The sequence below is a fragment of the Sphingomonas aerolata genome, from assembly GCF_023935825.1.
GTDB classification, from domain to species: Bacteria; Pseudomonadota; Alphaproteobacteria; order Sphingomonadales; family Sphingomonadaceae; genus Sphingomonas; species Sphingomonas aerolata.
On sequence record NZ_CP098762.1, the window covers coordinates 3,844,123 to 3,870,957 of the forward strand.

At 67.3% G+C, this 26,835-nt stretch carries 27 protein-coding genes and 1 riboswitch; of the genes, 6 read left to right on the forward strand and 21 right to left on the reverse strand.

All coding sequences use genetic code 11. The features are described 5' to 3' along the window. Nucleotides 1-134 precede the first annotated feature (134 nt). The 3 genes from gpmA to NEF64_RS17605 form a co-directional block, all read right to left on the reverse strand. A complete protein-coding gene (gene gpmA, locus NEF64_RS17595; protein ID WP_056408925.1) occupies nt 135-821 on the reverse strand; it encodes a 2,3-diphosphoglycerate-dependent phosphoglycerate mutase in 687 nt (228 codons plus the stop codon). A gap of 91 nt (nt 822-912) precedes the next feature. Next, nucleotides 913-2,070: a M14 family metallopeptidase gene (locus tag NEF64_RS17600; RefSeq protein WP_235516498.1), complete on the reverse strand. Its 1,158-nt coding sequence runs from the start codon at nt 2,068-2,070 to the stop codon at nt 913-915. Beyond that, nucleotides 2,067-2,681, reverse strand: coding sequence for a hypothetical protein (locus tag NEF64_RS17605; RefSeq protein WP_031395071.1), 615 nt, complete (start codon nt 2,679-2,681; stop codon nt 2,067-2,069). Before NEF64_RS17605 ends, NEF64_RS17600 begins: the two co-directional genes overlap by 4 nt. Nucleotides 2,682-2,838: 157 nt before the next feature. Between NEF64_RS17605 and ykgO the strand changes: the two genes are divergently transcribed. The 3 genes from ykgO to NEF64_RS17620 all read left to right on the forward strand — a co-directional run bounded on the left by ykgO (nt 2,839) and on the right by NEF64_RS17620 (nt 4,587). Continuing rightward, nucleotides 2,839-2,964 carry a type B 50S ribosomal protein L36 gene (gene ykgO / locus NEF64_RS17610; RefSeq protein ID WP_003046794.1) on the forward strand — a complete coding sequence of 42 codons (126 nt, stop codon included), beginning with the start codon at nt 2,839-2,841 and terminating at the stop codon, nt 2,962-2,964. 4 nt (nt 2,965-2,968) lie between these two features. After that, the gene (locus NEF64_RS17615; protein WP_031395070.1) at nt 2,969-3,604 is read left to right on the forward strand and encodes an HAD family hydrolase; all 636 of its coding nucleotides are present in this window, start codon (nt 2,969-2,971) and stop codon (nt 3,602-3,604) included. Between the two features lie 287 nt (nt 3,605-3,891). Continuing rightward, nucleotides 3,892-4,587 carry a murein L,D-transpeptidase catalytic domain family protein gene (locus tag NEF64_RS17620; RefSeq protein ID WP_031439528.1) on the forward strand — a complete coding sequence of 232 codons (696 nt, stop codon included), beginning with the start codon at nt 3,892-3,894 and terminating at the stop codon, nt 4,585-4,587. Here the strand turns inward: NEF64_RS17620 and NEF64_RS17625 are convergent. From NEF64_RS17625 to NEF64_RS17650, 6 genes are all read right to left on the reverse strand, one after another. Continuing rightward, complete coding sequence (locus NEF64_RS17625) at nt 4,584-5,666, reverse strand: glycosyltransferase family 2 protein (RefSeq protein WP_252574361.1); 1,083 nt, start codon at nt 5,664-5,666, stop codon at nt 4,584-4,586. The genes NEF64_RS17620 and NEF64_RS17625 overlap by 4 nt on opposite strands. A 97-nt stretch (nt 5,667-5,763) precedes the next feature. Next, complete coding sequence (locus NEF64_RS17630) at nt 5,764-7,584, reverse strand: DUF885 domain-containing protein (protein WP_056408920.1); 1,821 nt, start codon at nt 7,582-7,584, stop codon at nt 5,764-5,766. 80 nt (nt 7,585-7,664) lie between these two features. After that, nucleotides 7,665-7,964, reverse strand: a complete 300-nt coding sequence (locus tag NEF64_RS17635; RefSeq protein ID WP_031439525.1) for a hypothetical protein — start codon at nt 7,962-7,964, stop codon at nt 7,665-7,667. A gap of 17 nt (nt 7,965-7,981) precedes the next feature. Further along, a complete protein-coding gene (locus NEF64_RS17640; protein ID WP_056408918.1) occupies nt 7,982-10,831 on the reverse strand; it encodes a M16 family metallopeptidase in 2,850 nt (949 codons plus the stop codon). Nucleotides 10,832-10,989: 158 nt separating this feature from the next. After that, nucleotides 10,990-12,105 (reverse strand): extracellular catalytic domain type 1 short-chain-length polyhydroxyalkanoate depolymerase, encoded by a 1,116-nt coding sequence (locus NEF64_RS17645; RefSeq protein WP_252574362.1) that lies wholly within the window; start codon nt 12,103-12,105, stop codon nt 10,990-10,992. Between the two features lie 113 nt (nt 12,106-12,218). Then, nucleotides 12,219-13,067 (reverse strand): shikimate 5-dehydrogenase, encoded by an 849-nt coding sequence (locus NEF64_RS17650; RefSeq protein WP_056409242.1) that lies wholly within the window; start codon nt 13,065-13,067, stop codon nt 12,219-12,221. An 83-nt stretch (nt 13,068-13,150) separates the two neighbouring features. On the opposite strand from NEF64_RS17650, the gene NEF64_RS17655 reads away from it, so the two are divergent. Further along, on the forward strand, nt 13,151-14,551 hold the full coding sequence (locus NEF64_RS17655) for a UdgX family uracil-DNA binding protein (RefSeq protein WP_056408914.1): 1,401 nt from the start codon (nt 13,151-13,153) through the stop codon (nt 14,549-14,551). A 53-nt stretch (nt 14,552-14,604) separates the two neighbouring features. Further along, the gene (locus NEF64_RS17660; protein ID WP_031395680.1) at nt 14,605-15,237 is read left to right on the forward strand and encodes a DedA family protein; all 633 of its coding nucleotides are present in this window, start codon (nt 14,605-14,607) and stop codon (nt 15,235-15,237) included. Here the strand turns inward: NEF64_RS17660 and NEF64_RS17665 are convergent. The 10 genes from NEF64_RS17665 to NEF64_RS17710 all read right to left on the reverse strand — a co-directional run bounded on the left by NEF64_RS17665 (nt 15,228) and on the right by NEF64_RS17710 (nt 23,160). Continuing rightward, nucleotides 15,228-15,920 (reverse strand): DJ-1/PfpI family protein, encoded by a 693-nt coding sequence (locus NEF64_RS17665; protein ID WP_056408912.1) that lies wholly within the window; start codon nt 15,918-15,920, stop codon nt 15,228-15,230. The genes NEF64_RS17660 and NEF64_RS17665 overlap by 10 nt on opposite strands. 18 nt (nt 15,921-15,938) lie before the next feature. Continuing rightward, nucleotides 15,939-16,016, reverse strand: a riboswitch (ZMP/ZTP riboswitch). Between the two features lie 77 nt (nt 16,017-16,093). After that, nucleotides 16,094-16,561, reverse strand: coding sequence for a hypothetical protein (locus NEF64_RS17670; protein ID WP_056408911.1), 468 nt, complete (start codon nt 16,559-16,561; stop codon nt 16,094-16,096). Between the two features lie 113 nt (nt 16,562-16,674). Then, nucleotides 16,675-17,247: a demethoxyubiquinone hydroxylase family protein gene (locus NEF64_RS17675; protein ID WP_042466726.1), complete on the reverse strand. Its 573-nt coding sequence runs from the start codon at nt 17,245-17,247 to the stop codon at nt 16,675-16,677. Continuing rightward, entirely contained in the window at nt 17,244-17,726 is a 483-nt protein-coding gene (locus NEF64_RS17680) for a disulfide bond formation protein B (RefSeq protein WP_031395676.1), read from the reverse strand. Before NEF64_RS17680 ends, NEF64_RS17675 begins: the two co-directional genes overlap by 4 nt. Nucleotides 17,727-17,746: 20 nt before the next feature. Continuing rightward, a complete protein-coding gene (locus tag NEF64_RS17685) occupies nt 17,747-19,081 on the reverse strand; it encodes a S41 family peptidase (RefSeq protein WP_031439957.1) in 1,335 nt (444 codons plus the stop codon). Nucleotides 19,082-19,193: 112 nt separating this feature from the next. After that, on the reverse strand, nt 19,194-20,381 hold the full coding sequence (locus NEF64_RS17690) for a murein hydrolase activator EnvC family protein (RefSeq protein ID WP_235516496.1): 1,188 nt from the start codon (nt 20,379-20,381) through the stop codon (nt 19,194-19,196). Between the two features lie 2 nt (nt 20,382-20,383). Beyond that, nucleotides 20,384-20,806 (reverse strand): 23S rRNA (pseudouridine(1915)-N(3))-methyltransferase RlmH, encoded by a 423-nt coding sequence (locus tag NEF64_RS17695; protein WP_031395979.1) that lies wholly within the window; start codon nt 20,804-20,806, stop codon nt 20,384-20,386. A 16-nt stretch (nt 20,807-20,822) separates the two neighbouring features. Beyond that, nucleotides 20,823-21,236, reverse strand: a complete 414-nt coding sequence (gene rsfS / locus NEF64_RS17700; protein ID WP_031395980.1) for a ribosome silencing factor — start codon at nt 21,234-21,236, stop codon at nt 20,823-20,825. Between the two features lie 13 nt (nt 21,237-21,249). Continuing rightward, entirely contained in the window at nt 21,250-21,852 is a 603-nt protein-coding gene (locus tag NEF64_RS17705; protein WP_056408909.1) for a nicotinate-nucleotide adenylyltransferase, read from the reverse strand. Nucleotides 21,853-21,885: 33 nt separating this feature from the next. Then, nucleotides 21,886-23,160: a glutamate-5-semialdehyde dehydrogenase gene (locus NEF64_RS17710; RefSeq protein WP_252574364.1), complete on the reverse strand. Its 1,275-nt coding sequence runs from the start codon at nt 23,158-23,160 to the stop codon at nt 21,886-21,888. A 74-nt stretch (nt 23,161-23,234) separates the two neighbouring features. Here NEF64_RS17710 and NEF64_RS17715 point away from each other — a divergent pair, with 74 nt between their 5' ends. Continuing rightward, nucleotides 23,235-24,308 carry a DUF3667 domain-containing protein gene (locus tag NEF64_RS17715; protein WP_234387259.1) on the forward strand — a complete coding sequence of 358 codons (1,074 nt, stop codon included), beginning with the start codon at nt 23,235-23,237 and terminating at the stop codon, nt 24,306-24,308. A 65-nt stretch (nt 24,309-24,373) separates the two neighbouring features. On the opposite strand, the gene NEF64_RS17720 is transcribed toward NEF64_RS17715, so the two are convergent. Both NEF64_RS17720 and ftsH read right to left on the reverse strand, forming a co-directional pair. After that, nucleotides 24,374-24,751, reverse strand: coding sequence for a hypothetical protein (locus NEF64_RS17720; RefSeq protein ID WP_234387258.1), 378 nt, complete (start codon nt 24,749-24,751; stop codon nt 24,374-24,376). A gap of 64 nt (nt 24,752-24,815) precedes the next feature. After that, nucleotides 24,816-26,795: an ATP-dependent zinc metalloprotease FtsH gene (gene ftsH / locus NEF64_RS17725; RefSeq protein ID WP_031396187.1), complete on the reverse strand. Its 1,980-nt coding sequence runs from the start codon at nt 26,793-26,795 to the stop codon at nt 24,816-24,818. Nucleotides 26,796-26,835: the final 40 nt, after the last annotated feature.

Genomic DNA, 26,835 nt, shown 5'->3' on the forward strand with positions numbered 1-26,835 from the left:
GCCGTGCCTAGCGATGGGCACGGGCTAGGGCAACTCCCCGTCATCCTGGGCTAGACCCAGGATCCAGAGCCACGAGCACGCGGCCCTTTGGGCTCTGGATCCTGACTTTCGTCAGGATGACGGCTTTGCGTGCCTCAGCGCTCGCTCAGATAATAACGATCGGTCGCGTTCAGGTCCGCGTCCAGTTCGTACACGATCGGCTGGCCGGTCGGGATCTCGAGGCTCGTGATCTCGTCGTCCGGGATGTTGGACAGGTGCTTGACCAGCGCACGCAGCGAATTGCCGTGTGCCGAGATCAGCACGCGCTGCCCATCCTTCAGCGCCGGCGCGATCCGCGCGTCCCAATAGGGCAGCACGCGATCGATCGTGTCCTTCAGGCTTTCGGCCTTCGGAATAGTGATGCCGTCATACCGCCGGTCCTTCGACAGGTCGAACTCGCTGCCATCCTCGAGCGGGGGCGGCGGCACGTCGAAGCTGCGGCGCCAGATATGCACCTGCGCGTCGCCGTGCTTGGCCGCGGTCTCGGCCTTGTCGAGCCCGGTGAGCCCGCCATAATGCCGCTCGTTCAGCCGCCAGTCCTTCTCGACCGGCAGCCACAGCCGCCCCATCGCCTCGAGCGCGATGTTCAGCGTCTTGATCGCGCGCGTCTGCAGGCTGACGAAGGTCTGGTCGAAATCGAGCCCCTTGGCCGCCATCAGCTCGCCGGCGGCCTTGGCCTCGGCCTCGCCCTTGGCGGTCATGTCGACGTCCCACCAGCCGGTGAAACGGTTTTCGAGGTTCCAGCTGGACTGGCCGTGGCGGATCAGGACGAGTTTGGGCATGCGGGCTCCTGCAATGGCGAGGGACGAAATGGAAATGCGGCGATCGCCCCCTAACCGTCATACTGATGAAAGTCAGGCTGACGGTTAGGGATCAGATCGCGTCGATTACATCCGCGAGCGTCTCGAGCATGGCATGCGCAAGCTGCTTCGACCGCTCCGGCGACCAGCCATATTCGGCATCGGGATTCGCGTCGTGATCCTTGAACGGCATCTCGAGCGTCATCGACACCGCGCCGAAGCGCTCGGCAAGCTGGTTGGTCGACATCGACAGGTTGGCGGTGCCGGGCGCGGATTTGGGATAGCCCTTCTCGGTCTGGAAATCGGGCGTATGCGCCGCGAGACGGCGGCCATAATCGTAGAATTTCTCGCCATGCGCATCGGTCCAGGACGGAATGCCCTCATAGCCCGCAATGAAGTTTGCCGGGATCGCCTCGTCGCCATGAATGTCCATCGCGAGGTCGACGCCGGTCACGTCCATCGCGTTGCGAACGCACAAGACTTCGGGGCTCTTTTCCGCGCTCGGCGTCGCCCATTCGCGGTTGAGGTTCACCCCCGCTGCATTGGTGCGCAGATGCCCGCGGTACGTGCCGTCGGGGTTCATGTTCGGCACGACGTGGAACGTCGCCTTTTCCAGCAGCGTCGCGGTCACCGGGTCGGCCGAATCGGTCAGCCGCTCCAGCGCGCCTTCCATCCACCATTCGGTCATCGATTCGCCGGGATGCTGGCGGCCATAGATCCAGACCTGCTTGGGCCCGGTGCCGATCGTGAAGGCATCGATCGCCTGCCCGTCGAGCGACTGGCCAAGCTCGCGGTGCGTGACGCCCGGCAGCAGGGCGGTCCGCGCGACCAGCGCCGCATGCATCTCCATCGTGTACGGCGCGAAATAGGCGAACCAGGCGAGGTCGGTATCGGCGGTGAAATCGAATTCGAGCACGCCATCGGCGTAGCGCGTTTCGATCATCCGCCACGCCTGCCGATCGGTGCTCGCCCGCGCCTTGTAACCGGGCCAGCCGAACGGATAGGCCGAACTACCGGCATTCAGGATCCGGTAGGTCAGCGTCCGGCCCGCCGCCCCCGCCACGCGGAAGGAGAACCACTGGAAATAGTCGGAGTCGCGGTCCTTGACGATTTCCAGGTCGATCCGGTCGCCATCGACCCGCACGAGGCGGATATTGCCGCCATCGAAGGCGGCGTTGATGGCAAGAGGCGTGGCGGCGGCGGCGGCGGCGGTCATCGGGCGATCGTTCATTTCACCTGGATAGTGCGACCGGACTCGCCGGGGAACCCCGCGAACAGCGCGCTGGCGAGCTTTTCGGCCTGGATCTGGCTCGTCGCATCGGGCTTCCTCGCGTCGGCGAAGGTCTGCGCGCGCCCCTCCCAGACCGGCGACTGGTCGAGCGACCGCTTGATCGTCACCGCCATTTCGGTGACCAGGATCGCGTCGCGGCCGCCCCCACCAATCGGGAAGCCGACCCCGCCGCCAAGCCCCACACCGCCGCCGCCCCGGCCGCCGCTGAAGCCACCGCCGCCGATCCCGACGCTGAACGGCGACCGCTTGGGCGGCCCTGCCTGCGTGGTGCGCGTAAAGGCGACGGTCGCGATCAGCATCGGCTTGGCACCCGGCGCGGGCGGGTTGTACCCGACCTTGATCAGCTGGCCCTGCACGGCGGCGGCATAGCTCTTGAACTCGAGGCTCGCAGGCGCGCCCGCGGTCAACGGCTGGACCGCGATCGTGCCGCGGTCGAGTGGCTCGCCGAGGTGATAGCGCAAGACCTCGGTCGGCGGCAGCGACGGACCGGTCGCGCAGGCTGTGAGGGATGCGCCCGCCAGCGCGAGAACCATGATCGAACGAACCGCCATCGGGACTTCCTTAGAATGTTGCGCTACAGTAACGCTTGGACCAGCCGGGAGGGTTCCCGGCCGGAACGAGTGCGTCTGTTGCTTGACTTGGACACACCCCGCCATTAGGCGATCCCGTCTTTCCGCACACCTAGATTTGAAAAGAAGCGAATCGATCATGAAGATCCGCAATTCCCTGAAGTCGCTCAAGGATCGTCACCGCGATAACCGCGTGATCCGTCGTCGTGGCCGTACCTACGTCATCAACAAGACCAACCGTCGCTTCAAGGCACGCCAGGGCTAAACCCCTGAAGACCAGCGTCATTTTTGACGTCGGTCGTGTCCTGTACGATTGGGATCCCCGGATCCTGTACGAGCGCCTGATCGATGACGATCGGGCGCTCGACGCGTTCCTGCGCGATGTCGTCACGATCGACTGGCATTTCCAGCATGATGCTGGCCGCGACTTCGCCGACACCTCGGCGGAGCTGGCCGCGTTGCATCCGCAGCATGCCGACCTGATCGCCGTCTGGGGCCCGCGCTTCAACGAGAGTATCGGCCCGGCGATTTCGGGGATGCACGAACTCGTCCGCGATCTCGACGCAGCCGACGTACCGCTGTTCGCGATCACGAATTTCAGCCACGAATTCTGGCCGCCGTTTCGCGCGCGCGAATCGGCGATGTTCGACCGCTTCCGCGACATCGTCGTGTCGGGCGACGAGAAGATCGTGAAGCCCGACCCCGCCATCTATCGGCTCGCGCTCGATCGATTCGGTGTGCGTGCGGACGAGACGGTGTTCGTCGACGACAATTCGGCCAATATCGCCGCCGCACGCGCGCTCGGGATCGAATCGGTGCTCTTTACCGATGCCGCCAGCTTCCGCTCGCGACTCGTCGAACTCGGCCTGCCAATTGCCGCTACGGGCGAAACGCCCCCGCGCTGAACCGTGCGCGCACGACGATGCGCGCCCGTACTTCCCATAGAAGCGCCCGAAGACCGCGCATCGGATGTGCCACGTCAGGACCGATCGTGTCGCCTGATATGGCAACCCGCTCCGACGCCGCTGGCCAGCCGGAGAGTCACCTCGCCTCGCACACGCCTACGACGAACCGCCTCCTTCCCGGGGCGGACAGAAGGAACATCACGACAACTGGTGGAAATGGTTGAGGAATGTTCATCATTTCTACGCTATAGAGAGGGTCACGGGATTGGGGTTTTTCGGGAATTTCGATGTACGATGAACAGGGCGCACGGCGAGATCGTCGTGCCATTCTAAAGAACGGTCTTGTATTGGCCGGTGCACTTGCAGTTCCGAGTGCGGTATCTGCAACGCAACGTCTTACGGCACGCGATTTGAAGCCGATGACTCAGCCACCATTGCCGCGTTCGCCGGCGATGCCGATTTCGTCGTCGCGCGTCGTGCGCCCTGAATTGCTGCGCCAGGCGATGGCCGCGCTGGGTCGCAACGGCAGCCGGATCCCGCATCATGACCGGATCGCGATCGCCGACTTCACCGCCTCGTCGTCGCAGCCGCGGTTCCACTTCGTCGACCTTGCCAGCGGCCGCAGCACGTCGCTGCTCGTGTCGCACGGCAGCGGTTCGGACCCGGCGCATACCGGCTATCTCGAGCGTTTCTCGAACGCGTTCGGCTCGAATGCGTCGTCGGAAGGCGCCTTCGTGACCGACGATTATTATGTCGGCAAACATGGTCGGTCGCAGCGGCTGATCGGGCTCGATCGCACCAACAACAACGCACTCGGTCGGGCGATCGTCGTCCATTCGGCCTGGTATGCGAACAAGGACATGATCGCGTCGCACGGCATGCTCGGCCGCAGCCAGGGCTGCTTCGCGGTCGGCGAGAAGGATCTCGATCAGGTGTTTGCACGCCTGGGTCAGGGCCGGATGATCTTCGCCGCGAAGGTCTAAGGCGCGCGCGCCGGTTGGCGAATCGCGCGGCGTACGCCGCCGATCGCCCCGGACCATAACAGCGCGGGCAGCCCGGCATAGCCAAGCCCGAGATGCGCCGGCCGTGCGGCAAGAAGGTCGGCGACCCCCAAAGTCCCCGCGCGCAGGCCGGCCCGCCCGACACCGCGCCAGCGCCGCGCGGTTTCCCACCGGATCAGCCGGCGATCAGCCCCGGAACAGCGATGCCGCGCGAGAAACTCGGCCTGGATCGCCCCCAATGCGGAGCCTAGCGCCGTCAACGCCGCGAGATCAGGCACCGGGCGCCGTGCCAGGATGTGCGCCACGATCAGCGCTGCGATCCGGTCCACCTGTTCGCCGAACAGATCCGCATGCCGCTCGGCCAGAATCGCCGCGGCCACGGTCTCCATCCGCTCGGTAAACCGTTTCGAGACCCCGCCCGCGTGCACGCGGTACACCATCAGCGGCTCGTCGAGGCGTGCGATCGCGCCAAACCGGCGGATCCGCTGATACAGGTCGAAATCCTCCGCATAGAGCCGCTCGGGCCGCATGAACGGATCGAGCCGCCGCGCCGCGTCGGCCCGGATCATGACCGATGACCAGATCAGCGGGTTCTCGATTCCTGTCAGCCAGTCGATGAGCATGGGCGTGGTGATCGCGGCATGGTCGGAAGGCCTGATGTCGCCGTCGATCAGCAGGTCCGCCGCCGTCCCGAGCAGCACGGTCGCAGGGTTCGCCTCCAGATACGCGACCTGGCGGGCGAAGCGGTCGGGGCGACAGAGATCATCGGCATCAAGCGCGGCGATATAGCGGCCTCGCGCTGCAGCGACCCCGGCGTTGCGCGCCAGCACGGGGCCGCCATTGACCGGCATCGCCACCAGCCTGACGCGCGGATCGGACCAGCCCGCAACGCAGGCGCGGGTCGCGTCGGTCGAGCAGTCGTCGACGACGATCACCTCGAAATCGGTGAAAGACTGCGCGGCGAGGCTGTCGAGCGTGGCGGGCAACAAGGCTGCGCCATTATACACCGGCATGACGACGCTGATGACCGGATCGGGCCTGGGGCGGACGGCACGCGTCATCGAGGGGGAGCACTCGGCATCCCCCTCCCCTTGCACGGTCAGGCTTTAACGGGCGATTACGTAGAGTTACGCGGCCCCCGCTCAGCGCGCCCTTCGCTCAGCCCTTCGCGATCCAGGCATCGCCGATCTCGCGCAGCATATCGAGCGGCACGCGACCATAAGCGAGCACCGCCGCATGATAGGCCTTGAGGTCGAACGCATTGCCCATCTTCGCCTTGGCGCGCTCGCGGATATCGACGAACACCGAATGGCCAAGCTTGTAGCTCGCCGCCTGCCCGGGATTGACGCAATAGCGCTCGACCTCGCGCGTCGCGAAGCCCTCCGCCTCGCCTTCCGCGTCGATGAAATGGCGGATCGCCTGTTCGCGGGTCCAGCGCAGATGATGGATGCCGGTATCGACGACGCAGCGGTTCGCGCGGAACAGCTGGAACTTCAGATAGCCAAGCCGCCCGAGCGGATCGTCGTCATACATACCGATCTCGTCCGCGAGCTGTTCGGCATAGAGCGCCCACCCCTCGCCATAGCCCGAAAAGCTCGTCATCTTGCGGATCAGCGGCAGCCGCGTGTTCGACAGCGCAAGCCCGCTCTCCATCTGATGCCCCGGCAGTCCCTCATGATAGACCGTCGTCGCGAGGCAGAATTTGGGCCAGTCGGCGCTGTCCTTCAGGTTGAAATAGACCAGCCCCGGCCGCGAGCCGTCGATCGCCGGTGGCTGTGCGAACGCCGCGGCGGCACCGGCCTCGGTCTGCGCAGGCACGCGCCGCACCTCGAACCCGTAAGGCGGCATCCGCTCGAACACGCTGGGCAATTTCGCGCGGATCGCCGTAAGCCGGTCGTTGCAATAGGCGATCGCCTCGCGCTTGCCCGCATCGGTGTTCGGATAGAGCTGGTCGGGATTCTTGTAGAGCGCGGCCATCCGCGCGCCGATGCTGCCCTTGCTGTACCCCTGTTTGCGCAACAGCGTATCGAGCTGCGCCGACAGCATCTTCGCCTGGTCGAGCCCGAACCTGTGCACCTCGTCGGGCGACAAATTGGTCGTCGTCGTTGCGTGCAATGCGGCGGGATAGAAGGCGGCACCCTCCTTCAGCTTCCACACGCCCGCATCGTGAGTCGCGGTCCGGCGGAGGTCGCGGGTCGCGGCAATCTGCCGGTCGAGCGCGGGCAGCACCGCCGCGTCATAGATTCGCGCGGCATCGCGGCCATAGCTTTCGCCCAGCCCCTTGGCCGCCGCGCGCCGGACGAGACTCTGCACGACCAGCGCCTCGCTCGCGGGCTGGCGCGTCTTGCTCATCTGGTCGAGCGCGAGGTCGAGGATGAAGTCGGGGGCGACAACGCCGACGCCCGCGTCATGCCGCATGCGCGCGGTGTTCGCGTCGATCTGTCCGGCAAACGCCTGGAGCCGTTGCAGATAGGCGTCGGCATCGCCCTTCGTCTCGATCCGGTGCTTGGTGTCGAGGAAATCGGGCACCGACTGATACGCACCCGACAGCTGCGACACGACATAGGGGCTGGGGCCATAGGACGTGCCACCGAAATCGAACGCCTGCACCGCCGCCGCCGACCGCCGCGTATAGACCACGCAGTCGAGGTCGATCCGCTCCGCCGGCGACAGCCCGGCGCGGTCGATCGCTGCAAGCTGCGCCAGCTCGGCCCTGGTCTGTGCCTTCGCCGCGGCGATCCCCGCCGCCGACGGATCCGACAGCTTCGCGCGCAGATCGGCATTGGCGCCGGTGTCGAGCCCGAGCGAGGTCGCACTCTCGGGACTGCGCCGCAACTGCGCCTGGACGAGCTGGTCGAACAGTCGCGACAGCCACGTCGCGGGCGTGTCGGCCGCCTGCGCGAGCGCCGGCAACAGCGATGCCGCGCCGCCCAGCATCGTGCCCGCAAGCACCGCACGGCGATGGATCTTCAAACTCATCCCACTCTCCGAAATGCAAACGGCCCGCCTTCCACCGGGAAGACGGGCCGTTTTTCGTCACGTCATGATGCCAGAGGCGATCAAGCGGTGCGCGTTCCCGACAGCGGGAAGCTGCCAAAGGCGCCCGCACCGACGGTGCCGGTCATCGTGTCGCCATCGACGGTCGCCTTGCAGTCGAGCGTCATCGGCATCGGCACGGTCATCGCCTGCTTCCAGCTCAGCGTGTCGCCATCGACCTCGCCAGTCACATCCATGCCGCCCATCGCACCCGACACCGCGCCCGAAAAGCTGGTGTCCGCGCTGTTCACGGTCAGCGTCATCTTCTGATCGCCCAGTGGCGACTTCACGACGCAATCCCAGCTGCCATCGACATTTGCCATGCTATTCTCTCCTTCGATTACTTGGCCTTGGCCGCAAGCGGCGTCACCGGAACCACCGGCAGCCCCGCGACCGAAGCCGCGCTCACGACCTCGACCGGCAACCCCAGGCTGTCAAGCTGCGGCTTGACCGTCTTGGCATCGCCGACGACTACCCAGGTGAATTTCTTCACGTCGATCACGCCCGCGATTGCGGTGTTCAGCTGCGGCAGGGTCAGCGCGCCGTAGCGTCGCGTGATCGTCGCGTAATAATCGTCGGGGCGCTTCAACAAATCATTCTGCTGCATCGCGCCGAGCACCGCGCCCGACGTCTCGAAGCTGCCGGGCAGCGCGCGAATCCCGCCGTCGATCGCCAGCCCGAATTCGGTCTTCGTCATCGGCTTGGTCGTCACGAACTGCGTCACGTCCTGCTGCAGCGCGGTGATCGACGGGCCGGTCTTGTCCGCCTGCACCCCGGCCGAAATGCCATAGGGCGCATCGAACGCGGCCGTCTGGAACCGCCCGCCTGCGCCATAGGACCAGTGCTTCTCCTCGCGCAGGTCCATGTTGATCCGGCTGAGGAAGCTACCGCCCAGCGCATCGTTCGCGGTGTTGAACACGAGCATGTCGTCGCTGCCCTTCAACCCGGTCCGCTGGCCCGCGAGAATCAACGACTGCGGGCTGTTGGGCCGGTCGACCAGCACGATCTTCGGTGTCAGCGGCGTACGCGTCGTCGGGAAGCTCTTGACCCCCGCCGGCCCCTGCGCCGTCCAGTCGCCGAAGCCGCGGTCGAGCACCGCCCTGACCTCGGCGAGCGGGCGGTCGCTGACGACGAAGATCTTCGCCTTGTCGGGGCGCAGCCACGCCTGCTGGAACGCGATCAGGTCGGCGCGCGTCAACGCGGCGACCGCCTTCGGATCACCGCCACCCTGCGCCTTGCCGTAAGGGGTATCGCCGTTGATCAGCTTGCCGATCACGCGGTTGCCCAGCCCTTGAGGGCTGGTCAGTTCCTGCTGGATGCCGGCCAGCTGCTGGTTGCGGACCCGGCCGACCTCCTCGTCCGCAAAGGCCGGATTGCGTGCGATATCCGCGAACAGCGCGACCGCGGGCGTCAGGTTCGCGCTCGGCACGCTCATCGACAGCGTCGTCCGGTCGAGCGAGGTGCCCGTCCCGATCGACGCGCCCAGCCGCTCGCGCGCCTCGGCCAGCGCGATCCCGTCGAGCGTCCGCGTCCCCTCGTCCATCACGCTCAGCGTCAGCTGCTGCGTGCCGAGCTTGTCCGCGACATCGGCGGCATAGCCCGCGTCGAAGCTCAGCACCGCCTGCGTGATCGGCACCGCGTCGCGACGCGCATAGACGAGCTCGATCCCGTTCGACAGCCGCGCGCGCTCGACCGCGGGGAAAGCAAGCCCGGTCAGCGTGCCGACCGCGGGGATACCGCCGGCGCGCGTGCCCTTGACCGGCGTCTCGGCCGCGGGCTTCACCGCGACCGCAGGCGGTACGACCGCCTCTTCATATTTGTCGCGCTCGCCGTCGACCACGGTCAGCGTATAGGCGGGGCGCGTCAGCCAGCGCGTCGCGGCGGCCTTGACGCTCGCCGGCGTTTGCGCCGCGATCGCCGCCAGCTCCTTCTTGTAGTGGCCCGGGTCGTTCGCATAGAGCGCGCCGCCCGCCAGCGCGACCGCCTTGCCGCCGAACCCGCCGACCGATTCATAGCCGCGGATACGGCCCGCAACCGCCTGTGTCTGGACGCGCTGGATCTCGTCCGCGGTCGGTCCGGTCTTCAGGAAGTCGGCAAGGATCTCGTCGAGCCGCTTCGACACGACCGCGGGATCGACGCCCGGCCGCACGATCGCGCGGATCGTGAACATGCCGATCTGCGCCATGTCGCTATAGCCGGCCGACACGTTGACCGCGAGTTTCTCCTTGCGGACCAGCGCATTGTCTAGCCGCGACGAGGCGAGCCCGCCCAAGACCGTACCACCGACGTCGAGCGCCGCGGCATCGGGATCAAGCATCCCCGGTACCGCCCAGTTCTTGGTGATCATCACCGCGGCGACGCGGTCCTTCATCACCTCGTTCACCGGCGCGGCGAGCGTGGGCACGGTAACGGTCGGCAGGACCGACTTGGGGCCCGTCTTGATATCGCCGAAATATTTCTCGACCAGCGGCCGCGCGGTCGCGGCATCGACGTCGCCCGCGAGCACCAGCACCGCATTGTTGGGCCCGTAATGCGAGCGGAACCAGTCCTTCACATCGGCAAGGCTGGCGCGGTCGAGATCCGCCATCGACCCGATCGGGGTGTGGCCATAGGGCGTGTCCGCGGGGAAGAGCCCGCCGAACAGCTTGTACTGGACGAGGCCGTATGGCTGGTTGTCGCCCTGGCGCTTCTCGTTCTGGACGACGCCGCGCTGCTCGTCGAGCACGCCCTGCGTGATCGCGCCGGTCAGATGCCCCATCCGGTCGCTCTCGAGGAACAGCGCGCGCTCGAGCGCGGCGGCGGGAACGGTCTCGAAATAATTGGTCCGGTCGAACGAGGTCGTGCCGTTGAAGTCGGTCGCCCCGACCTCCTTCAGCGGCGCGAAGAAATCGCCCGGCGCATTCTCGCTGCCGTTGAACATCAGATGCTCGAAAAGATGCGCAAAGCCCGTGCGGCCCTGCGGCTCGTGCTTCGACCCGACATCATACCAGACCGACACCGCCACGACCGGCGCCTTGCGATCGGTGTGCACGATTACGCGCAACCCGTTCTTCAGCGTGAACTGCTGATAGGGAATATCGACCGAGGTGACGAGCGTGGCGACCGGCGCCGGCTTTGCGACCTGCGCGCCAACCGGCGCGACAAGCGCGGCGGTGGCGACGCCAGCTAGGGCCAAGAGCTTCAACGACATGGATTTTTCCCCGGAATACGACGACTGTTATACCAAGGTATAACAGTGGATTGCCGCCCCGCAAGCTGCCGCCTTCGCGGTTGGCGCGGATCTCGATCGATCCTTGGCGCCACGACCTGCGCCGGCCGCCCGCACCATCGCCGGATCCGCTCCCGTGGCTAGCGCAGCAGCCCCGCAGCGCGGAGCGCACCGTTGATCATGTCGCCGACCTGCGATCGGCCCGGACTGTGACTCCATGGATGCGGACGGGGCGATGCGGGCTTCGGCTTCGCGCGGGTTGCCGCCGCGCGCGCCGATGGGCGCTCGATCAGCCCGAAGAACGCGGCGCTGTGCAACGTCGACGAGATCCCCGCCTCCAGCATGTGCGGACCCGGCTGGCCGAGACCGTCGGCGCCCGTCGTGGCCAGCGGTGTGCCGTGACCCAGCCCGCGGATCCGATACTCCTCGACCGCGGCACGGCCCTGTGCGTCACGCCAGAGGCGATGGGCATGGCCTTCGACCTGTTCGACCTCGTCGGGTGCGTAGGCGAGCCCGTGCACGCCGCGCCACTGTGCGACGATCGCATCGGCATTGGCGGGCACCACGGTCGCATCGACATCGCCGTGCCAGACCGAGACGCGCGGCACGCGTCCGCCGGCCGGCGCCGCGCCGTCGACCAGTGCGGCCAGCGCGGAATCGGCGGGCAGGCCCCGCCCGCGCATCCGGTCGAACGCCTGCGACATCGAAGTCGCGGTGCCATAGGGAAGACCTGCGATGATCGCCCCGGCAGCGAACAGCTCGGGATAGGTGGCGAGCATCACGCCAGCCATCGCGCCGCCGGCCGACAATCCCGTCACATAGATGCGGTCGGGATCGATCGCGACGTCACGAACCATCGTGGCGATCATCGACCGGATCGACTGCGCCTCACCGCCACCGCGGCGAATGTCCTCGGCGTCGAACCAGTTGAAGCACAGATTGCCGTTATTCGCGCGCTGCTGCTCGGGATAGAGCACGGCGAACCCGTGCCGGTCGGCAAGATCGGACCAGCCTGCCCCCCGGTCATACCCCGTGGCGGTTTGCGTGCAGCCATGGAGAACGACGATCAGCGGCATCCGCCGGTCGGACGTCGCGTCGGGGACATAGGTCAACGCGCGCAACGCGCCGGGATTCGCGCCGAATGATTCGAGCGGGCGCAGGCGCGAGTCCTCGCCCTCCGGCTGCTCGGCGAAGCGCGCCGCCGCGGCGCGTTGCGCCTGCGCCAGTTGCGCGAGTGTTTCCGAAAGCCTGGCCATCGATCGTCCCGTCATGCGCGCCCGACGCCTTGACGCCCGGCCCCGTGAATGGTGCAGTGCAGCATATCTCGTGCCGCCCCTGCCCGATCACAAGGGTAAATCGCCGCCGGAGCTCAGCCGTGCGCCCGCGCGAAGGCGGCGGCGTCGGCGACCTGCGCGTCGGTCGGGCGGACGCCGGTGTAGAGCACGAACTGCTCGAGCGCCTGAAGGATCGCGACCTCGGTGCCGGTGATGCAGCGTTTCCCCGCCGCTGCTGCGGCGCGCAGGAACGGCGTTTCCGGGGGATATTGCACGACGTCGAACGCAATGGCGCTTGTCGTGATCATCGCCGGCGGAAAGGCGAGCGCATCCGCATCGGTACCGGTCATCCCCATCGGCGTGACGTTGATCAGCAGGTCCGCCTGCTCTTCGGTGTGAAGATCCGCGGCCCATGCGAAGCCATAGAGATCGGCGAGCGCACGCCCGGCGGGTTCGTTGCGCGCGACGATCACGCCGTCGCGAAAGCCCGTGTCGCGCAACGCCGCGGCGACCGCCTTCGCCATCCCGCCCGACCCGCGCAGCACGAACCGCGTTGCCGGGTCGATATCCGCGATCAGCGCGGCGACCGCGGCATAATCCGTGTTGTGCCCGGTCAGCACGCCATCGTCGTTCACGATCGTGTTGACGCTGTCGATCGCCGCAGCCGAGGGCGCGAGTCCATCGAGCAGCGCGATCACCGCCTCCTTGAACGGCATCGAGATCGCGCAGCCGCGGATGTCGAGCGCCCGGATACCGCGTACCGCGCCCTCCAGGTCGCGGGTCGAGAACGCCTTGTAGACATAGTCGAGCCCGGTCAGCGCATAGAGCCGATTATGGAACCGGGTCCCGAAATTGCCCGGTCGCGCGGACAAGGACATGCACAGGCGTGTATCGCGCCCGATCAGCGGACGAGCGGGTTCCGGGGCTGAGGTCTGTTGGGTCATCACCATAAAATAGGACGGCGATCCGCCGGGGTCGAGATACAAGCGCGGCGGAACAAGCGCCGCTACCCGGCGTAGAACCGGCGATGCGCGTCGCAACCCTTGCCGAACCGGACGATTTCGATGGCTGGCGCGATGCAGCGCGCGGCCTGATGGCCGGTGACGTGCCACCCGACGATGTCGTGTGGCAGGTCGGCAGTGCCCCCGCCGACCTGTTCGGGACGGTGCCACCGGATCCTCCTGCAGCATCCGCGCCGCGGGCTGCCTCCGCGACCGTCTCGGTCCCGCGCGCGTTCCTTGATCTTGCCCGCAGCGTCATCCTCGGCAGCGATCCGGAGCGGTTCGCGTTGCTCTACACGCTGCTCCACCGCCTGCGCCGCGAACCCAAGCTGATCGAGGATCGGGCCGATCCTCTCGTGCGACGGCTTGACCGGATTGCGAAGGACGTCCGCCGCGACATCCACAAGATGCGCGCGTTCCTGCGCTTCCGCGAGGTCGAGGAGGAGGGCGAAACCCGGTTCGTCGCCTGGTTCGAACCCGATCACCACATCGTCCGCGCCAACGCCGCCTTCTTCGTCAATCGCTTCGCGAGCATGCGCTGGTCGATCCTGACCCCCGAGGTCGCGATCCACTGGGACGGGACGATGCTCAGCGAAGGGCCAGGCGCCAAGAAAACCGACGCACCCGAGGGCGATCCGACCGAAGAGGTCTGGAAGACCTATTACGCCAGCACCTTCAACCCCGCGCGCGTCAAGATCGGCGCGATGTTGAAGGAAATGCCCCGCAAATATTGGAAGAACATGCCCGAAACCGATCTCGTCCCCGGCATGATCGCCACCGCACAGGCGCGCGAGAGCGGCATGATCGAGCGCGCCCGCGACGTCGTCGGTGGCAACAGCATGATCGCCTGGGAGGCGCTGCGTGACGAGGCCGCGGGCTGTACCCGCTGCCCGCTCTACAAGCCCGCGACCCAGACCGTGTTCGGCGAGGGGCCGATCGACGCGCCGCTGATGTTCGTCGGCGAACAGCCGGGCGACCAGGAGGATCTTGCCGGGCGGCCGTTCGTCGGCCCCGCCGGTCAGATGTTCGACCGCGCGATGGCGGAGGCGGGACTCGACCGCAGCCGCGCCTATGTCACCAACGCGGTCAAGCACTTCAAGTTCGAACAGCGCGGCAAGCGGCGCATCCACGCCAAGCCCGGCGCCGGGGAGATCGAGGCCTGCCGGTGGTGGATCGAGCAAGAGCAGATGCTCGTCGCGCCCAAGGTGACGGTCGCGCTCGGCGCCACCGCAGCGCGATCACTGTTCGGCAAGGTGATGACGATCGGCAAGGAACGCGGCCGCGCGCTGCAGCTTCCCGGCGGCGGCGAGGCATGGATCACCGTCCATCCCAGTTACCTGCTGCGCCTGCCGGACAAGGTTCAGGCCGACGAGGAATATGCGCGATTCGTCGAGGATCTGCGGATGGCCGGCGCGCGGCTGGCCTAGGCGAACCGATTGGCCCTTCCCTTCGCGCGCCGCATCGCGCAAATCCCCGCGCCATGTTCGAAAAGATTCTGGCCGTGCTGGCCACCTTCACGATCTGGGTGATCTCGTCCGGCGGCTATGTCGGAATCGCGATCCTCATGGCGATCGAAAGCGCGTGTATTCCGCTTCCATCCGAGATCATCATGCCGTTCGCCGGCTATCTGGTGTCGACCGGCCGGTTCGACCTGTACCTCGCCGCCACCGCGGGCGCGATCGGGTGCAATCTCGGCTCGATCGTCGCCTATGAGGTCGGCAAGCGTGGCGGTCGACCGATGGCCGAGCGCTGGGGTCGCTATGTCCTGATCGGCCCGGGCGAGCTCGATGCAGCAGACCGGTTCTTCGCGCGCTGGGGCAGCATGGCGGTGCTGATCGGGCGCCTGCTCCCCGTCATCCGCTCGTTCATCGCCTTTCCGGCGGGTGTCGCGCGGATGAAGCTCGTGCCCTTCCACCTCTACACCTTCATCGGCTCCTGGCCGTGGTGCTTCGGGCTTGCATGGGTCGGCATGAAGCTCGGCGACAAATGGGACAGCGACCCGCGCGTGAAGGCCGCCTTCCACAGCGCGGACCTGCTGATCGGCATCGTCCTGATCGCGCTGGTCGGCTTCTATATCTGGCACCGTGTCCGCGGGCTGAAGCGTCACCCGTAACCACGACGCCGGGCAAGCGCGCGCAGGTCTTCGTCACGCGTCGGTGCCAACGCCTGCACACGGCGCTGGTACGCGGCGACGATCTCCGGACCGGCCTGTGCGGGTGAGCCGCTGTCAAACGGTGGCTGGGGATCATATTCGAGCGCCAATTGCACCATGCGTGCATGCGCCTCGCCGCGGATCAGCGCGATCAGCGTCAGCGCAAAGTCGATGCCCGCCGTCACACCGCCGCCGGTGACTCGGTTCCGATCGACCACGGTGCGCGCGTCGACGGGGATCGCACCGAAGAGCGGCAACATGTCACGCTGAGCCCAGTGGCACCCCGCGCGGTACCCGTCGAGCAATCCCGCGGCACCGAGGATCAACGAGCCGGTGCAGACACTGGTGACCCATGTCGCGCCTGCCCCGACGGCCCCCACCCATGCCATCGCTTCGTCGTCGGCGATGACGTCGTTGAGTCCGAAGCCTCCCGGGACGCAAAGGATGTCCGCGTACGGCACCTCGGCAAAGATCGCGGTCGGAAGGATCGAAAACCCGGCGTCGGTTGGCACCGGATCGCGCGTCTTCCAGACAAGATCGACCTGCGCCTCGCCAAGCCGCGACAGGATCTGGGCAGGACCGGTGAGGTCGAGCTGGGTGACGTTGGGAAACAGCAGGAAGGCGATACGAAGAGGGTCGCGCATGGCACAGGCTCCGTCCAGAGGGGCTGCCCAGGCGCGCGGCGGAACCGTCCGCGCTTCCCCGTGGTGATCCACTCGGCGCCAGTCACGCGGACGCGCCGACGCTATGCGGTTGTCTTTGACGACGCAACAGCATCGACGGGTTCGCGCCCTGCACGCAAACCGGTCGCGGCAGCCTAGGGGAGGACGGGCACCTCGGCTGCACGCTCCTTGTTTTCCCGGCGCGCTTCGCGAACGCGCTGGCCGAAGCATCCGGTTGCGCCGCCAGGGCCGACGGTCGAGCAGCTGCCGATGCTGTTCGCACCGACACCGGTGCCAAGCGTGCCCTGCGCCTTGGCCGCCCAACTCTCATTTTCGGGCGTCACGGCGAATTCGCGCAACTCCTTGGGGACGCGATATTGCTCCTGCGCGCTGCGACGCACGCAGATGACGATTTCCTCGCCCTGTGCATTGGTCGGACAGCGCTCGTTGCCGAACAGCGTGAGCACGCCGTTGACCGGCGCGCTGCGCGACACCTCACCCGGCGCGGACGCTGGCTTGGCTGCGGGGGCACCGGGCTTGGCCGGGATGGCCGCACCCGACGTCACCGTCTGCGCCGCCACCGGACCGGCGACCAGCAAGGCCGCCGCCATCATCATCCTCATACGCACCACTCCCATAATCCGTATCTGTTGGCCGACAGGATCGGCGATCGTCGGTGGCCCTAGGCTGAACGCCGCAACGCCACGCGTTTCAGTCCCAACGGCCGGCGCCGCGGTCAGATCCGTTTCGCGGTCGCGATCGCGACCTTGCAGCCCAGCCGGATCAGCGCGCTCATCACCGGATAGCCGGGGGTTTCCTCCGCCCCGGCAGCGATCGCGGTCGCCTTGTGCTCCAGCTCCTCGGCCTGGAAATCGAGGATCGCCGCGCTCAGTTCGGGATCGCTGTCGCCCAGTGCGACGAGCTGTTCGGCATAATGCTTGTCGATCTCGGTCTCGACCGCCGCGGTGCAGGCCATCGCGGCACGCGGGCTGATCGCGGCAGTGACCGCGCCAAGCGCGAAACCCGCGACCTTCCAGATCGGCTGCAGCACAGTCGGCCGCACACGCCGCTCAACAATCATCCGGTCGAAGAACGCGCGGTGACGCTCCTCCTGCTGCGCCATGTGATGGATCAGGCGCGACGACGGGTGCCGGTCGCCCAGCACCGCGAGCTGCCCCGCATAGATGCGGATCGCGCCATATTCGCCGGCCTGGTCGACGCGGACCATCGCCTCGCTCGGGTGCTTGCGATCGCCCGGCTTCCAGCCGGTGCCGCGCGGGACGGTCGGGATCGGGGTCGCGGTGGTCATCGTGTCTTCCTCATCAGCACGAAGATGGTGATCGCGCCGCCCAGGGAAAAGATCGCGTTGAACCCGGCGAGCGAAATCCCCGCCAGCGACCACTGCGCCGAATCACAGCGCACCATCGGCGCGTTCATGATCGCGGCGAGCCGTTCGGCCGGCGTCGTGCCCGCCATCGACACCGTCGTGGTGCAGGCGGTGATGCCGTTCCACCAGTGATATTCGACCCCGGCATGGAACAGCCCGATCGCGCCGCTGATCCCGATCAGCAATGCCGCGACGAGCACCAGCGAGGCGCGCAGCGAGCGCTGCGGCACCACGAACGTCGCCGCCGCGAGCAACACCGCCGAATAATGCGGCCAGCGCTGCCAGTGGCACATCTCGCACGGATAAAGCCCGCCCAGATATTGCGACCCGAGCGCCCCCAGCAACAGCAGCAGCGGCAGCACGAGCGCGATCGACCGGGCGATCTCCTCGTTCTTGGTCATCCCCAGCCCGCGGCGTACGCTCACTTGACGGGTGCCTTGGTCGCGGCGGCGACCTGCGCGGCGCCGCCGAGCCGGGCGACCGTCTTCAGCGCATAATAAAGCTGGAAGTCCTCGACCCCCTGCTTCTTCAGCGCCTCGGGCGTCGCCGAGAAGCGCGGATCGTCCTTGGTATCTTCCTCGAGCACGGCATTGTCGGCCTTCACCTCGTTGATCAGGTGACGACGCAGGTCGGCCTCGCGGAACACCGGGCGCGCCTTGTGATCGGGATCGCTGATCTGCGGCACGCGGATATCGGGTTCGATCCCGCCCTCCTGGACCGACCGGCCCGACGGCGTGAAGTAGCGCGCGGTCGTCAGGCGCAACGCGGTCTCGGGGCCGAGCTGGAGCACGGTCTGGACCGAGCCCTTTCCGAAGGTGCGTTCGCCCATGATCAGCGCGCGGTGGTGATCCTGCAGCGCACCGGCGACGATCTCGGAGGCCGAAGCGGTCCCCGGATCGGTCAGCACGACAACCGGCAGGCCATGCGCGTCGTCGCCGGGCTTGGCGTAGTAGCGCTCGATATCCGTCTTCTCGCGGCCGCGCTGCGACACGATCTCGCCGTGATCGAGGAACGCGTCGCTGACCGCGATCGCCTGGGTCAGCAGCCCCCCGCCATTCTGACGCAGATCGACGACATAGCCGAGCGGACGGTGCCCCAGCGACTTGTCGATCGCCATGATCGCCGCGCGCGTGTCCGCGCCGGTATTCTCGCTGAAGGTGTTGATGTTGATATAACCGACATCGCCGCGGACTTCCCATTTCACCGGCTTCTGAACGATGATCTCGCGCAGCATCGACACGTCGAGCGGCTTGTCGCGGCCCGGCCGGACGAGCCCCAGCGTGATCTTGCTGCCGGGCTTGCCGCGCATCTGCGCGACCGCCTCGTCGAGCGAATCGCCGTAGATCAGCTTGCCGTTGATATGCGTAATGTAATCGCCCGACTTGACGCCCGCGCGCGCGGCGGGCGAGTCTTCCTGCGGGGTGACGACCTTGATCGCGCCGTCCTCCATCTGCACCGTCAGGCCGAGGCCGCCATAATTGCCCTCGGTCATGATCCGCAAATTCTCGTAATCCAGCGCATCGACATAGCTCGAATGCGGGTCGAGGCTTGCGAGCATGCCCTGGATCGCGCCCTTGATCAGCGTCTTGTCATCGACCTTGTCGACATATTCCGCCTTCACGCGGTTGAAGACGTCGAGAAACTGGTCGAACTCGCGATACGTGTCGGTATCGACCGCCGCCATCGCCGAGGTGGCCAGCGGCACGAGGGTCAGCGCGCCGAGGATGGCGGTAGCGGTAAGGATCGGACGTGGCATCTAAGGTCCTGAAACCGGGGGAAGGCACAGCGTAGCGGTATAGTGCGCGCGGAGCAAAGCCGCGACGGTCTTCGCGGTCTGGCGAATGGACGCTGGACCGGTTCGTCGTTGATTAGCCGATCAACGCGGCCGCGTCGACGGGTCGCCCGCGCCGCCGAAGCTCGACCGTGATCAGCGGATCCTCGCCCCCCGGCGCGGTCCCGATCCGCGATCCGGCGGCGACCCGCGCGCCCGGTCTCACCCCGGTTTCGGCAAGCCCGGTCAACAGCGTCGTCCAGCCATCGCCATGATCGAGGATCACGATCCGGCCGTAGCCGCGAAACGCCCGCGCGTAACGGACGATGCCCGCCGCCGGCGCGACCACGCGCGCGTCCGGCGCGACTGCGAAGGTCAGGCCGCGCGATCGCACGCCCACATCGGACACCGCGTCGAAGCCCGTGACGAGCCGGCCGCGTACGGGCAGGCGATAGGCACCGCGGACACGGGCGGCGGGAATGCTGCCGGGGGCAAGCGGGCGCGGCACCGGCCCCGCCAGCGCCGCCAAGTCGAGCGCGGTAGCCTCCGCGCTACCCGACTCGGCGAGGCTGTCGACCAGGTCGCGCGCGCGCTCGCCCAGCGCGATCGCGCGATCGGATTCGCCGATCGCGCCGCGCCCCAGTGCCTGGCTGCGACGGCGATGCGTCGCTTCGAGTTTGGCGAGCGCGACGCGTTGTGCCTCGAGCCGGATCCGTCCGTCGCGCAGCGCGCGTGCCGCCTGCGCTGCGCCCGTCTGCAGGCGCCGGGTCCGCTGGAGCGCGGTGCGCACAGCGTCGGCCCGCAGCCGGACCGCAGGCAGGGCGGTGCCCAGAACCGCACGGACATGGACGAGATCGTCGACCGATCCGGGCTGCGCGACCGCGACGATCGTCGGCCGCCGCGCGAGCGATTGCAGCGCCGCCAGCAACCGCGCGATCGGGGACTGGACGACGCCCAGGGCCGCGCGCTGTTCGGTGAGCAGCTGTTCGAGGATCGCGAGGCGGATTCGCGCGGCGGCGATATCGGCGCGGGTCGCGTCGATCCTTGCGGCCATCGCGCGCGCTTCGGCCTTGGCGCGCTCGGCGGCGTCGCGCTCCTGCGACGCGGCGGCGGCCAGACGTTCGGCACGTATCGCCGCGATCCGCGCGCCGCGTCTTGCCTCGATCAGTCGCTGCTGCGGTGTCGCTGCCGCACTCGCGCGCGGGGTGGCGGCAAGACCAAGCGCGACTGCCGCGAACAGCAACAGCACCGCCGATGACAGGCGCGATGACGCGGTGATCCGCACGATCAGCCTTCGCGGTGATACGGGTGGTTGGCCAGGATGCTCGTCGCACGGAAGAGCTGTTCGGCGAGCATCGCCCGCGCGAGCAGATGCGGCCAGGTCGCGCGGCCGAAGGAGACCAGCAGGTCGGCCTCGTCGCGCGCGGCGTCGTCGAAGCCGTCGGCCGCACCGATCATGAACCGGGCCTCGCGCACGCCGTCGTCACGCCACCGCTCGAGCACGCGCGCGAACGCCATCGACGACAGCACGTCGCCCTTTTCATCGAGCAGGATCCGCCGGGTCTGGTCGCCGACCGGGGGAATCCGCCCGCCCGTGTCGGGAAGCTCGGATACCTTGGTCGGCCATGCGATCCGCTTCAGATAGCGATCGACGAGTTCGGCTTCGGGCGATCGCCCGATCCGGCCGCGGGCGACGATATGCAGCAGCATCGCCCGCGCACCCGGATCAGTCTTGGTCGGACAGGTCGGCGAACGGAGCAGTCGGCGGCGTCGGCGCATCGCCGAACGCCCACATCCGCTCGAGATTGTAGAAGCTGCGGACTTCGGGGCGGAACAGGTGGACGATGATGTCCGTGGCGTCGATCAGGACCCAGTCCGCGGTCGGCAGCCCCTCGATCTTCACCGGACGCTTGAACTCGGCCTTGATACGCTCGGCCAGCTTCTGTGCCATCGAGGCGACCTGGCGGGTCGAACGGCCGCTGGCGATCACCATGTAATCGGCGATGCTCGTCTTGCCCGCGAGCGGGATCGAGATGGTCTCGACCGCCTGGTCGTCGTCGAGCGACGCGAGGATCAGGCGATGCAGCGCCTCAACCTCTTCGGGGTCGGTCGCGCGAGGGGCAGTAGGGGAAGTGGCCAAGTCAGCTCCTGGGTCAGGTTACCGGCCCGGCAACATGCTGGAACCAGTCGGGATTTTCGGCGCGCAGGCCGGTTGCGGAGGTCGGGTCGGGTCGGAAGCGCAACAGCACAAGGGCCGGCAATCTCCACGTCGTCCAGCTCTTCGCATGGTCTGTGCGCCGTTGGAAGCGCCGCAGCCAACCCATCGCGGGGGCCGCGAGGGCGCGCCCGTCATATCCCGGCCGAGCGATTACCGCAATCGGAACCTCGCGGGCGATCGCGCGCCAGTTCTTCCACCGGTGGAAGTCGGCGAGATTGTCCGCACCCATCAGCCAGATGAAGCGGATCTTCGGATGACGCCGCCTGAGCTTGCGGATCGTGTCGAGCGTGTAGCGGGTGTGGAGCCGGGTCTCGATATCGGTGGCGCGGATCGGGGCGCGCCGCGCCATTTGTCGCGCCGAGGCGAGCCGCGCCGCCAGCGGCGCCATGTCGCGCGCCGCCTCCTTGAGCGGATTGCCCGGCGAGACGAGCCACCACGCCTCGTCGAGCGCGAGCGCCTCGATCGCCGACAGCGTGATCGCGCGGTGCCCCCGATGCGCCGGGTTGAACGAACCGCCGAGAATACCGACGCGGGTCATGGCGTCACGCGCGACGCCGATCGGCCCGACACCTCACCCGCGCACCTGCCCCGTGCCGCGCCCGATCCACTTGTAGGTCGTCAGCCCCTCCAGTGCGACGGGCCCGCGCGCGTGGAGCCGCCCGGTGGCGATGCCGATCTCCGCGCCCAGCCCGAATTCGCCGCCATCGGCAAACTGGGTCGAGGCGTTCCACAGCACGATCGCGCTGTCGACCTGCGCGAGAAACCGCTCGGCGACGTCCGCATCGGCCGCGACGATCGCATCGGTATGGTGCGACCCGTGCCGCGCGATATGCGCGACCGCGCCGTCCAGCCCGTCGACGATCGCGACCGAGGCGATTGCATCGAGATATTCGGTATCCCAGTCCGCCGCGTCCGCCGCCGCGATTTCGGGCACCAGCGCGATCGCAGCCGCATCGCCCCGCACGACACAGCCTGTATCGGCCAGATGGCGGATCAACGACGCCGCGCCATCATAGCCGCGGTCGATCAGCAGCGTCTCCATCGCGCCGCAAATGCCGGTCCGGCGCATCTTCGCATCGACCACCACCGCCGCCGCCATCGCGGGATCGGCGGATGCATCGACATAGACATGATTGATCCCGTCGAGATGCGCGAGCACCGGCACGCGCGCCTCGGCCTGGACGCGCGCGACCAGGCTCTTGCCGCCGCGCGGGATGATCAGGTCGATCGCGCCGTCCGCCGTGAGCATCGCCCCCACCGCCGCGCGGTCGGTGGTCGGGACCAGCTGCACCGCGTCTGCGGGGACCCCGCCCACGGCGAGGCCCTCGATCAACGCGGCGTGAATCGCGCGATTGCTTGCGACGGCTTCCGATCCGCCGCGCAGGATCGCGGCATTGCCTGCCATCACGCACAACGCGGCAGCGTCAGCGGTCACGTTGGGCCGGCTTTCATAGATGATCCCGATCACGCCGATCGGTACGCGGACCCGGCTGAGGACGAGGCCATTGGGACGCGCGCGCGAATCCATGATCTGGCCGACCGGATCGGCCAGCGCGGCGACCGCGGCGACGCCGTCCGCCATCGCCGCGATCCGCCCGGGATCGAGCCGCAACCGATCGAGCAGCGCCCCCGACAACCCCGCGGCGGCCGCGCGCGCCATATCCTCGCGGTTCGCCGCCTCGATCGTCGCCGCCGCGTCGCGTAGTGCCGCCGCCGCAGACACCAGGCCTGCGGCCTTGCGCGGAGTCGGCAGCGCCGCGAGAACGCCTGATGCGACACGCGCGCGCGCGCCCATGTCGGCGATCAGGGTTTCAGGGTGCGTCTCGGCGTCGGGAAGGTCGGTCATGCCATCCGACTATCACGCCAAACCGACTCGCGCCAACGCCCGGGCTGCGTTACGCTTGCGTTATGAACGGGGACATGGGGGCAACGGCGGACATCGCCACGGGGGCATTGGTCGGACGCGCGTTCGAACCATGTGCTGGCGAATCGACCGCAATCGGCAGGACGCATGCAACGGGCGCGCTCTGTCTCAATTGCGGCACCGCGCTGATCGGCGCGCACTGCCATGCCTGTGGTCAGGCCGCGCATGTCCACCGGTCGCTCGGCGCGATCGGGCATGAGATTGCGCATGGCGTGTTCCATTTCGAGGGCAAGATCTGGCGCACGCTGCCGCTGCTCGTCCTGCATCCCGGCACACTCACCCGGCGCTACGTCAACGGCGAGCGCGCGCGGTTCGTCTCGCCGCTCGCGCTGTTCCTGTTCACCGTCTTCCTGATGTTCGCGACGATCGGTGTGGTCGGTGGCGAGATAACCGAGCAGATCGCCGCCCCCACGACGCGCGACCGCGCCGAACTCGCACGCGGGCTGGACGAGGCCCGTGGCGACCTTGCCCGCATCGAGCGGGACCGCGCGATCGCGGTGCGCACAGGTCAGTCGACCGCCGATCTCGATACGCAGGCACTCGTCCTGCGCGGCAGCATCCGCGCGCTGACGAGCGCAAGCGGCACGGCCAGACGCGACACGGACGACTTCACCTTCACCGACGTGAAGAAGACCGGCTGGCCACTGCTCGACCGCGGCATCGCCAAGGCGAACGCGAATCCCGGGCTGATGATCTACAAGCTCCAGTCGAGCGCGTATAAATATAGCTGGGGGCTGATCCCGCTGTCGGTGCCGTTCATGGCGCTGCTGTTCCTGTGGCGCCGCAAGCACCATCTCTACGACCACGCGATCTTCGTGACCTATTCGCTGGCGTTCATGATGCTGCTGGTGATCGCGCTGATGCTCGGCGGCATGGCGGGGCTGGCAAGCGGGTGGATCGTCATGGCGGCGTTGCTCGTCCCGCCGGCCCACATGTTCGCGCAGCTTCGCGGCGCCTATACGCTCGGCAAGGTTTCTGCGGGCTGGCGTACCATCGCGCTGCTCACCTTCGCGTTCACCGTGCTGATCGCGTTCGTCGTGCTGATCCTGCTGCGCGGTCTGACGGAGTAGACCTGGCCGCCAGCGGTTGCTCGGCTTCGCCTCGATGAGCCCCTCCCCGCGTCCGGCTCACTCGCTCACCGACACGGGTATAAGTTTGCCAGCACGCGCGCATAGCCGTCCTTCAACGGCCGCTTCTGATAACTCGCCGGCAAATCCGACAGGCCGTCGAGCATGTCCATGATTCCCACCGACTCGCCCTCGGGGACGCAGGCGATCGGCGGCTTGCCTGCCGCCGCACGTGCCGCCCCCTCGGCCTTCAACTGCGTCGTCGCGGCCTTCGCCTCCGCCTTCAGTGCCGGGAAGTCGGGCGACATCAATGCCATTGGCCCCTGGTCGCGGAGCGCATTGGCGCGGGCGAGAAACGTCCCCACGGTCATCGCCGCGGACGCGGGCACCGCCATCCCACCCACGAGTATCGCCGCGATCACGGCCTTGGGAAGCACATACGACATGGGCGGCCTTTCCGAAGAAAAGACCGCCCATGGAGGCATTTAGCTGACTAGCCGCTGAACCGGATCAGGCGCCTAGCGGGGTCGGCGTTCCGAACGGCCCATTGGGTCGCCGGGTCTTGGGGATCGACGTCCCCGCCTTTGGTACGAGGCTAGCCTTCGCACCCGGATCCGGCCGGTCGAGATCTTCGCCCGCGATCAGCTGCTTGATCTCGTCACCCGTCAGCGTCTCATATTCGAGCAGCGCGCCCGCAACCGTGTGGAGCTGGTCGACATGATCGCTCAGCACCTGCTTGGCGCGGTCGAGACCGCCTTCGACGATCCGCTTGATCTCGTCGTCGATCAGCTGCGCGGTCTGGTTCGACATGCGCGACGGACGGCTCGACGAGTAACCGAGGAACGATTCACCCTCGGGCTCGCCATATTCGAGCGGCCCGACCTTGTCCGACATGCCCCAGCGCGTGACCATGTCGCGCGCCAAACCCGTGGCGTACTGGATGTCGCCGCTCGCGCCCGACGAGACCTTGTCGTAGCCGAAGATGACTTCCTCGGCGACGCGGCCGCCCATCGATACCGCAAGGTTCGCATACATCTTGTCGCGGTGATAGCTGTAGCTGTCACGCTCGGGCAGACGCATGACCATGCCCAGCGCACGACCGCGCGGAATGATCGTCGCCTTGTGGATCGGATCCGACGCGGCCTCGTGCATCGCGACGACGGCATGGCCGGCCTCGTGATAGGCGGTCATCCGCTTCTCGTCGTCGGTCATGACCATGGAGCGACGCTCAGCGCCCATCATGACCTTGTCCTTGGCCTCCTCGAACTCGGCCATCGCCACCAGGCGCTTGCCCTTGCGCGCCGCATGCAGCGCCGCCTCGTTGACGAGGTTGGCGAGATCCGCGCCCGAGAAGCCCGGCGTACCGCGCGCAATGACGCGGGCATCGACGTCCGGTGCCAGCGGCACCTTCTTCATGTGCACTTCGAGGATCTTGATCCGGCCCTCGATATCCGGGCGGGGCACGACGACCTGACGATCGAAGCGGCCCGGACGCAGCAGTGCGGGATCGAGCACATCGGGACGGTTGGTCGCGGCGATGATGATGATGCCTTCGTTCGCCTCGAAGCCGTCCATCTCGACCAACAACTGGTTCAGCGTCTGCTCGCGCTCGTCATTGCCGTTACCGAGACCGGCGCCACGATGACGACCGACCGCATCGATCTCGTCGATGAAGACGATGCACGGCGCGGACTTCTTGGCCTGCTCGAACATGTCGCGCACGCGGCTCGCGCCGACGCCGACGAACATCTCGACGAAATCGGAACCCGAGATCGTGAAGAACGGCACACCCGCCTCGCCAGCGATCGCGCGGGCGAGCAGCGTCTTGCCGGTACCCGGCGAGCCGACCAGCAATGCGCCCTTGGGGATCTTGCCGCCGAGGCGGGCGAACTTGGTCGGATCCTTCAGGAACTCGACGATCTCTTCCAGTTCCTCACGCGCCTCGTCGATGCCCGCGACGTCGGCAAAGGTGACCTTGCCTTCCTTCTGCGTCAGCATCTTCGCGCGGCTCTTGCCGAAGCCCATCGCGCCAGAGCCGGAATTCTTCTGCATCTGCTTCAGGACGAAAAACGCGATGCCGAGGAACAGCAGGAACGGCAGCGACTGATAGAGGAGCAGCGCCAGCATCGACGGCCCTTCCTCAGGCTTCGCGCTGATCGCCACGCCCTTTTCGCGCAGCTTGGGAACCAGCGTCGCGTCCTGGATCGGATAGGCCTTGAACTTCTCGCCGCTCGACAACGTACCCGAGATGATGTCGCGCGAGATGTTCACGTCCTTGACGGTGCCCTCGTCGACCTTGTCGAGGAACGCCGAATAGGCGATCGTGTTGCCGCTCGAGGTCGCGGTGCGGCCATCGAACATGGTCACGAACAGCGCCAGCGCGACGAGAATGCCGACCCATATGAGCAGGCTCTTCATCCACGGGCTGCCATTTTCGGGGCCCTGTGGCTTGTTGCCGCGGTTGTCCCCTCGATTGTCATTGTCGTTCATGGGTGCCGGATACCTTTCGAACCTACAAGATAAGCGCGCG

Excerpts from the sequence above, each read along its gene's own strand:
- NEF64_RS17715 (WP_234387259.1), top strand. The coding sequence starts at position 23,235 with ATGGGGGCAACGGCGGACATCGCCACGGGGGCATTGGTCGGACGCGCG.
- NEF64_RS17650 (WP_056409242.1), bottom strand. The coding sequence starts at position 13,067 with ATGACCCAACAGACCTCAGCCCCGGAACCCGCTCGTCCGCTGATCGGG.
- NEF64_RS17705 (WP_056408909.1), bottom strand. The coding sequence starts at position 21,852 with ATGACCCGCGTCGGTATTCTCGGCGGTTCGTTCAACCCGGCGCATCGG.
- NEF64_RS17625 (WP_252574361.1), bottom strand. The coding sequence starts at position 5,666 with ATGACGCGTGCCGTCCGCCCCAGGCCCGATCCGGTCATCAGCGTCGTC.
- NEF64_RS17620 (WP_031439528.1), top strand. The coding sequence starts at position 3,892 with ATGTACGATGAACAGGGCGCACGGCGAGATCGTCGTGCCATTCTAAAG.
- NEF64_RS17605 (WP_031395071.1), bottom strand. The coding sequence starts at position 2,681 with ATGGCGGTTCGTTCGATCATGGTTCTCGCGCTGGCGGGCGCATCCCTC.
- NEF64_RS17675 (WP_042466726.1), bottom strand. The coding sequence starts at position 17,247 with ATGACCACCGCGACCCCGATCCCGACCGTCCCGCGCGGCACCGGCTGG.
- NEF64_RS17630 (WP_056408920.1), bottom strand. The coding sequence starts at position 7,584 with ATGAGTTTGAAGATCCATCGCCGTGCGGTGCTTGCGGGCACGATGCTG.
- NEF64_RS17695 (WP_031395979.1), bottom strand. The coding sequence starts at position 20,806 with ATGCTGCTGCATATCGTCGCCCGCGGCCGGATCGGGCGATCGCCCGAA.
- ykgO (WP_003046794.1), top strand. The coding sequence starts at position 2,839 with ATGAAGATCCGCAATTCCCTGAAGTCGCTCAAGGATCGTCACCGCGAT.
- NEF64_RS17655 (WP_056408914.1), top strand. The coding sequence starts at position 13,151 with ATGCGCGTCGCAACCCTTGCCGAACCGGACGATTTCGATGGCTGGCGC.
- NEF64_RS17635 (WP_031439525.1), bottom strand. The coding sequence starts at position 7,964 with ATGGCAAATGTCGATGGCAGCTGGGATTGCGTCGTGAAGTCGCCACTG.
- NEF64_RS17720 (WP_234387258.1), bottom strand. The coding sequence starts at position 24,751 with ATGTCGTATGTGCTTCCCAAGGCCGTGATCGCGGCGATACTCGTGGGT.
- NEF64_RS17645 (WP_252574362.1), bottom strand. The coding sequence starts at position 12,105 with ATGGCCAGGCTTTCGGAAACACTCGCGCAACTGGCGCAGGCGCAACGC.
- gpmA (WP_056408925.1), bottom strand. The coding sequence starts at position 821 with ATGCCCAAACTCGTCCTGATCCGCCACGGCCAGTCCAGCTGGAACCTC.
- NEF64_RS17600 (WP_235516498.1), bottom strand. The coding sequence starts at position 2,070 with ATGAACGATCGCCCGATGACCGCCGCCGCCGCCGCCGCCACGCCTCTT.
- NEF64_RS17640 (WP_056408918.1), bottom strand. The coding sequence starts at position 10,831 with ATGTCGTTGAAGCTCTTGGCCCTAGCTGGCGTCGCCACCGCCGCGCTT.
- ftsH (WP_031396187.1), bottom strand. The coding sequence starts at position 26,795 with ATGAACGACAATGACAATCGAGGGGACAACCGCGGCAACAAGCCACAG.
- NEF64_RS17710 (WP_252574364.1), bottom strand. The coding sequence starts at position 23,160 with ATGACCGACCTTCCCGACGCCGAGACGCACCCTGAAACCCTGATCGCC.
- NEF64_RS17680 (WP_031395676.1), bottom strand. The coding sequence starts at position 17,726 with ATGACCAAGAACGAGGAGATCGCCCGGTCGATCGCGCTCGTGCTGCCG.
- NEF64_RS17670 (WP_056408911.1), bottom strand. The coding sequence starts at position 16,561 with ATGAGGATGATGATGGCGGCGGCCTTGCTGGTCGCCGGTCCGGTGGCG.
- NEF64_RS17685 (WP_031439957.1), bottom strand. The coding sequence starts at position 19,081 with ATGCCACGTCCGATCCTTACCGCTACCGCCATCCTCGGCGCGCTGACC.
- NEF64_RS17660 (WP_031395680.1), top strand. The coding sequence starts at position 14,605 with ATGTTCGAAAAGATTCTGGCCGTGCTGGCCACCTTCACGATCTGGGTG.
- NEF64_RS17665 (WP_056408912.1), bottom strand. The coding sequence starts at position 15,920 with ATGCGCGACCCTCTTCGTATCGCCTTCCTGCTGTTTCCCAACGTCACC.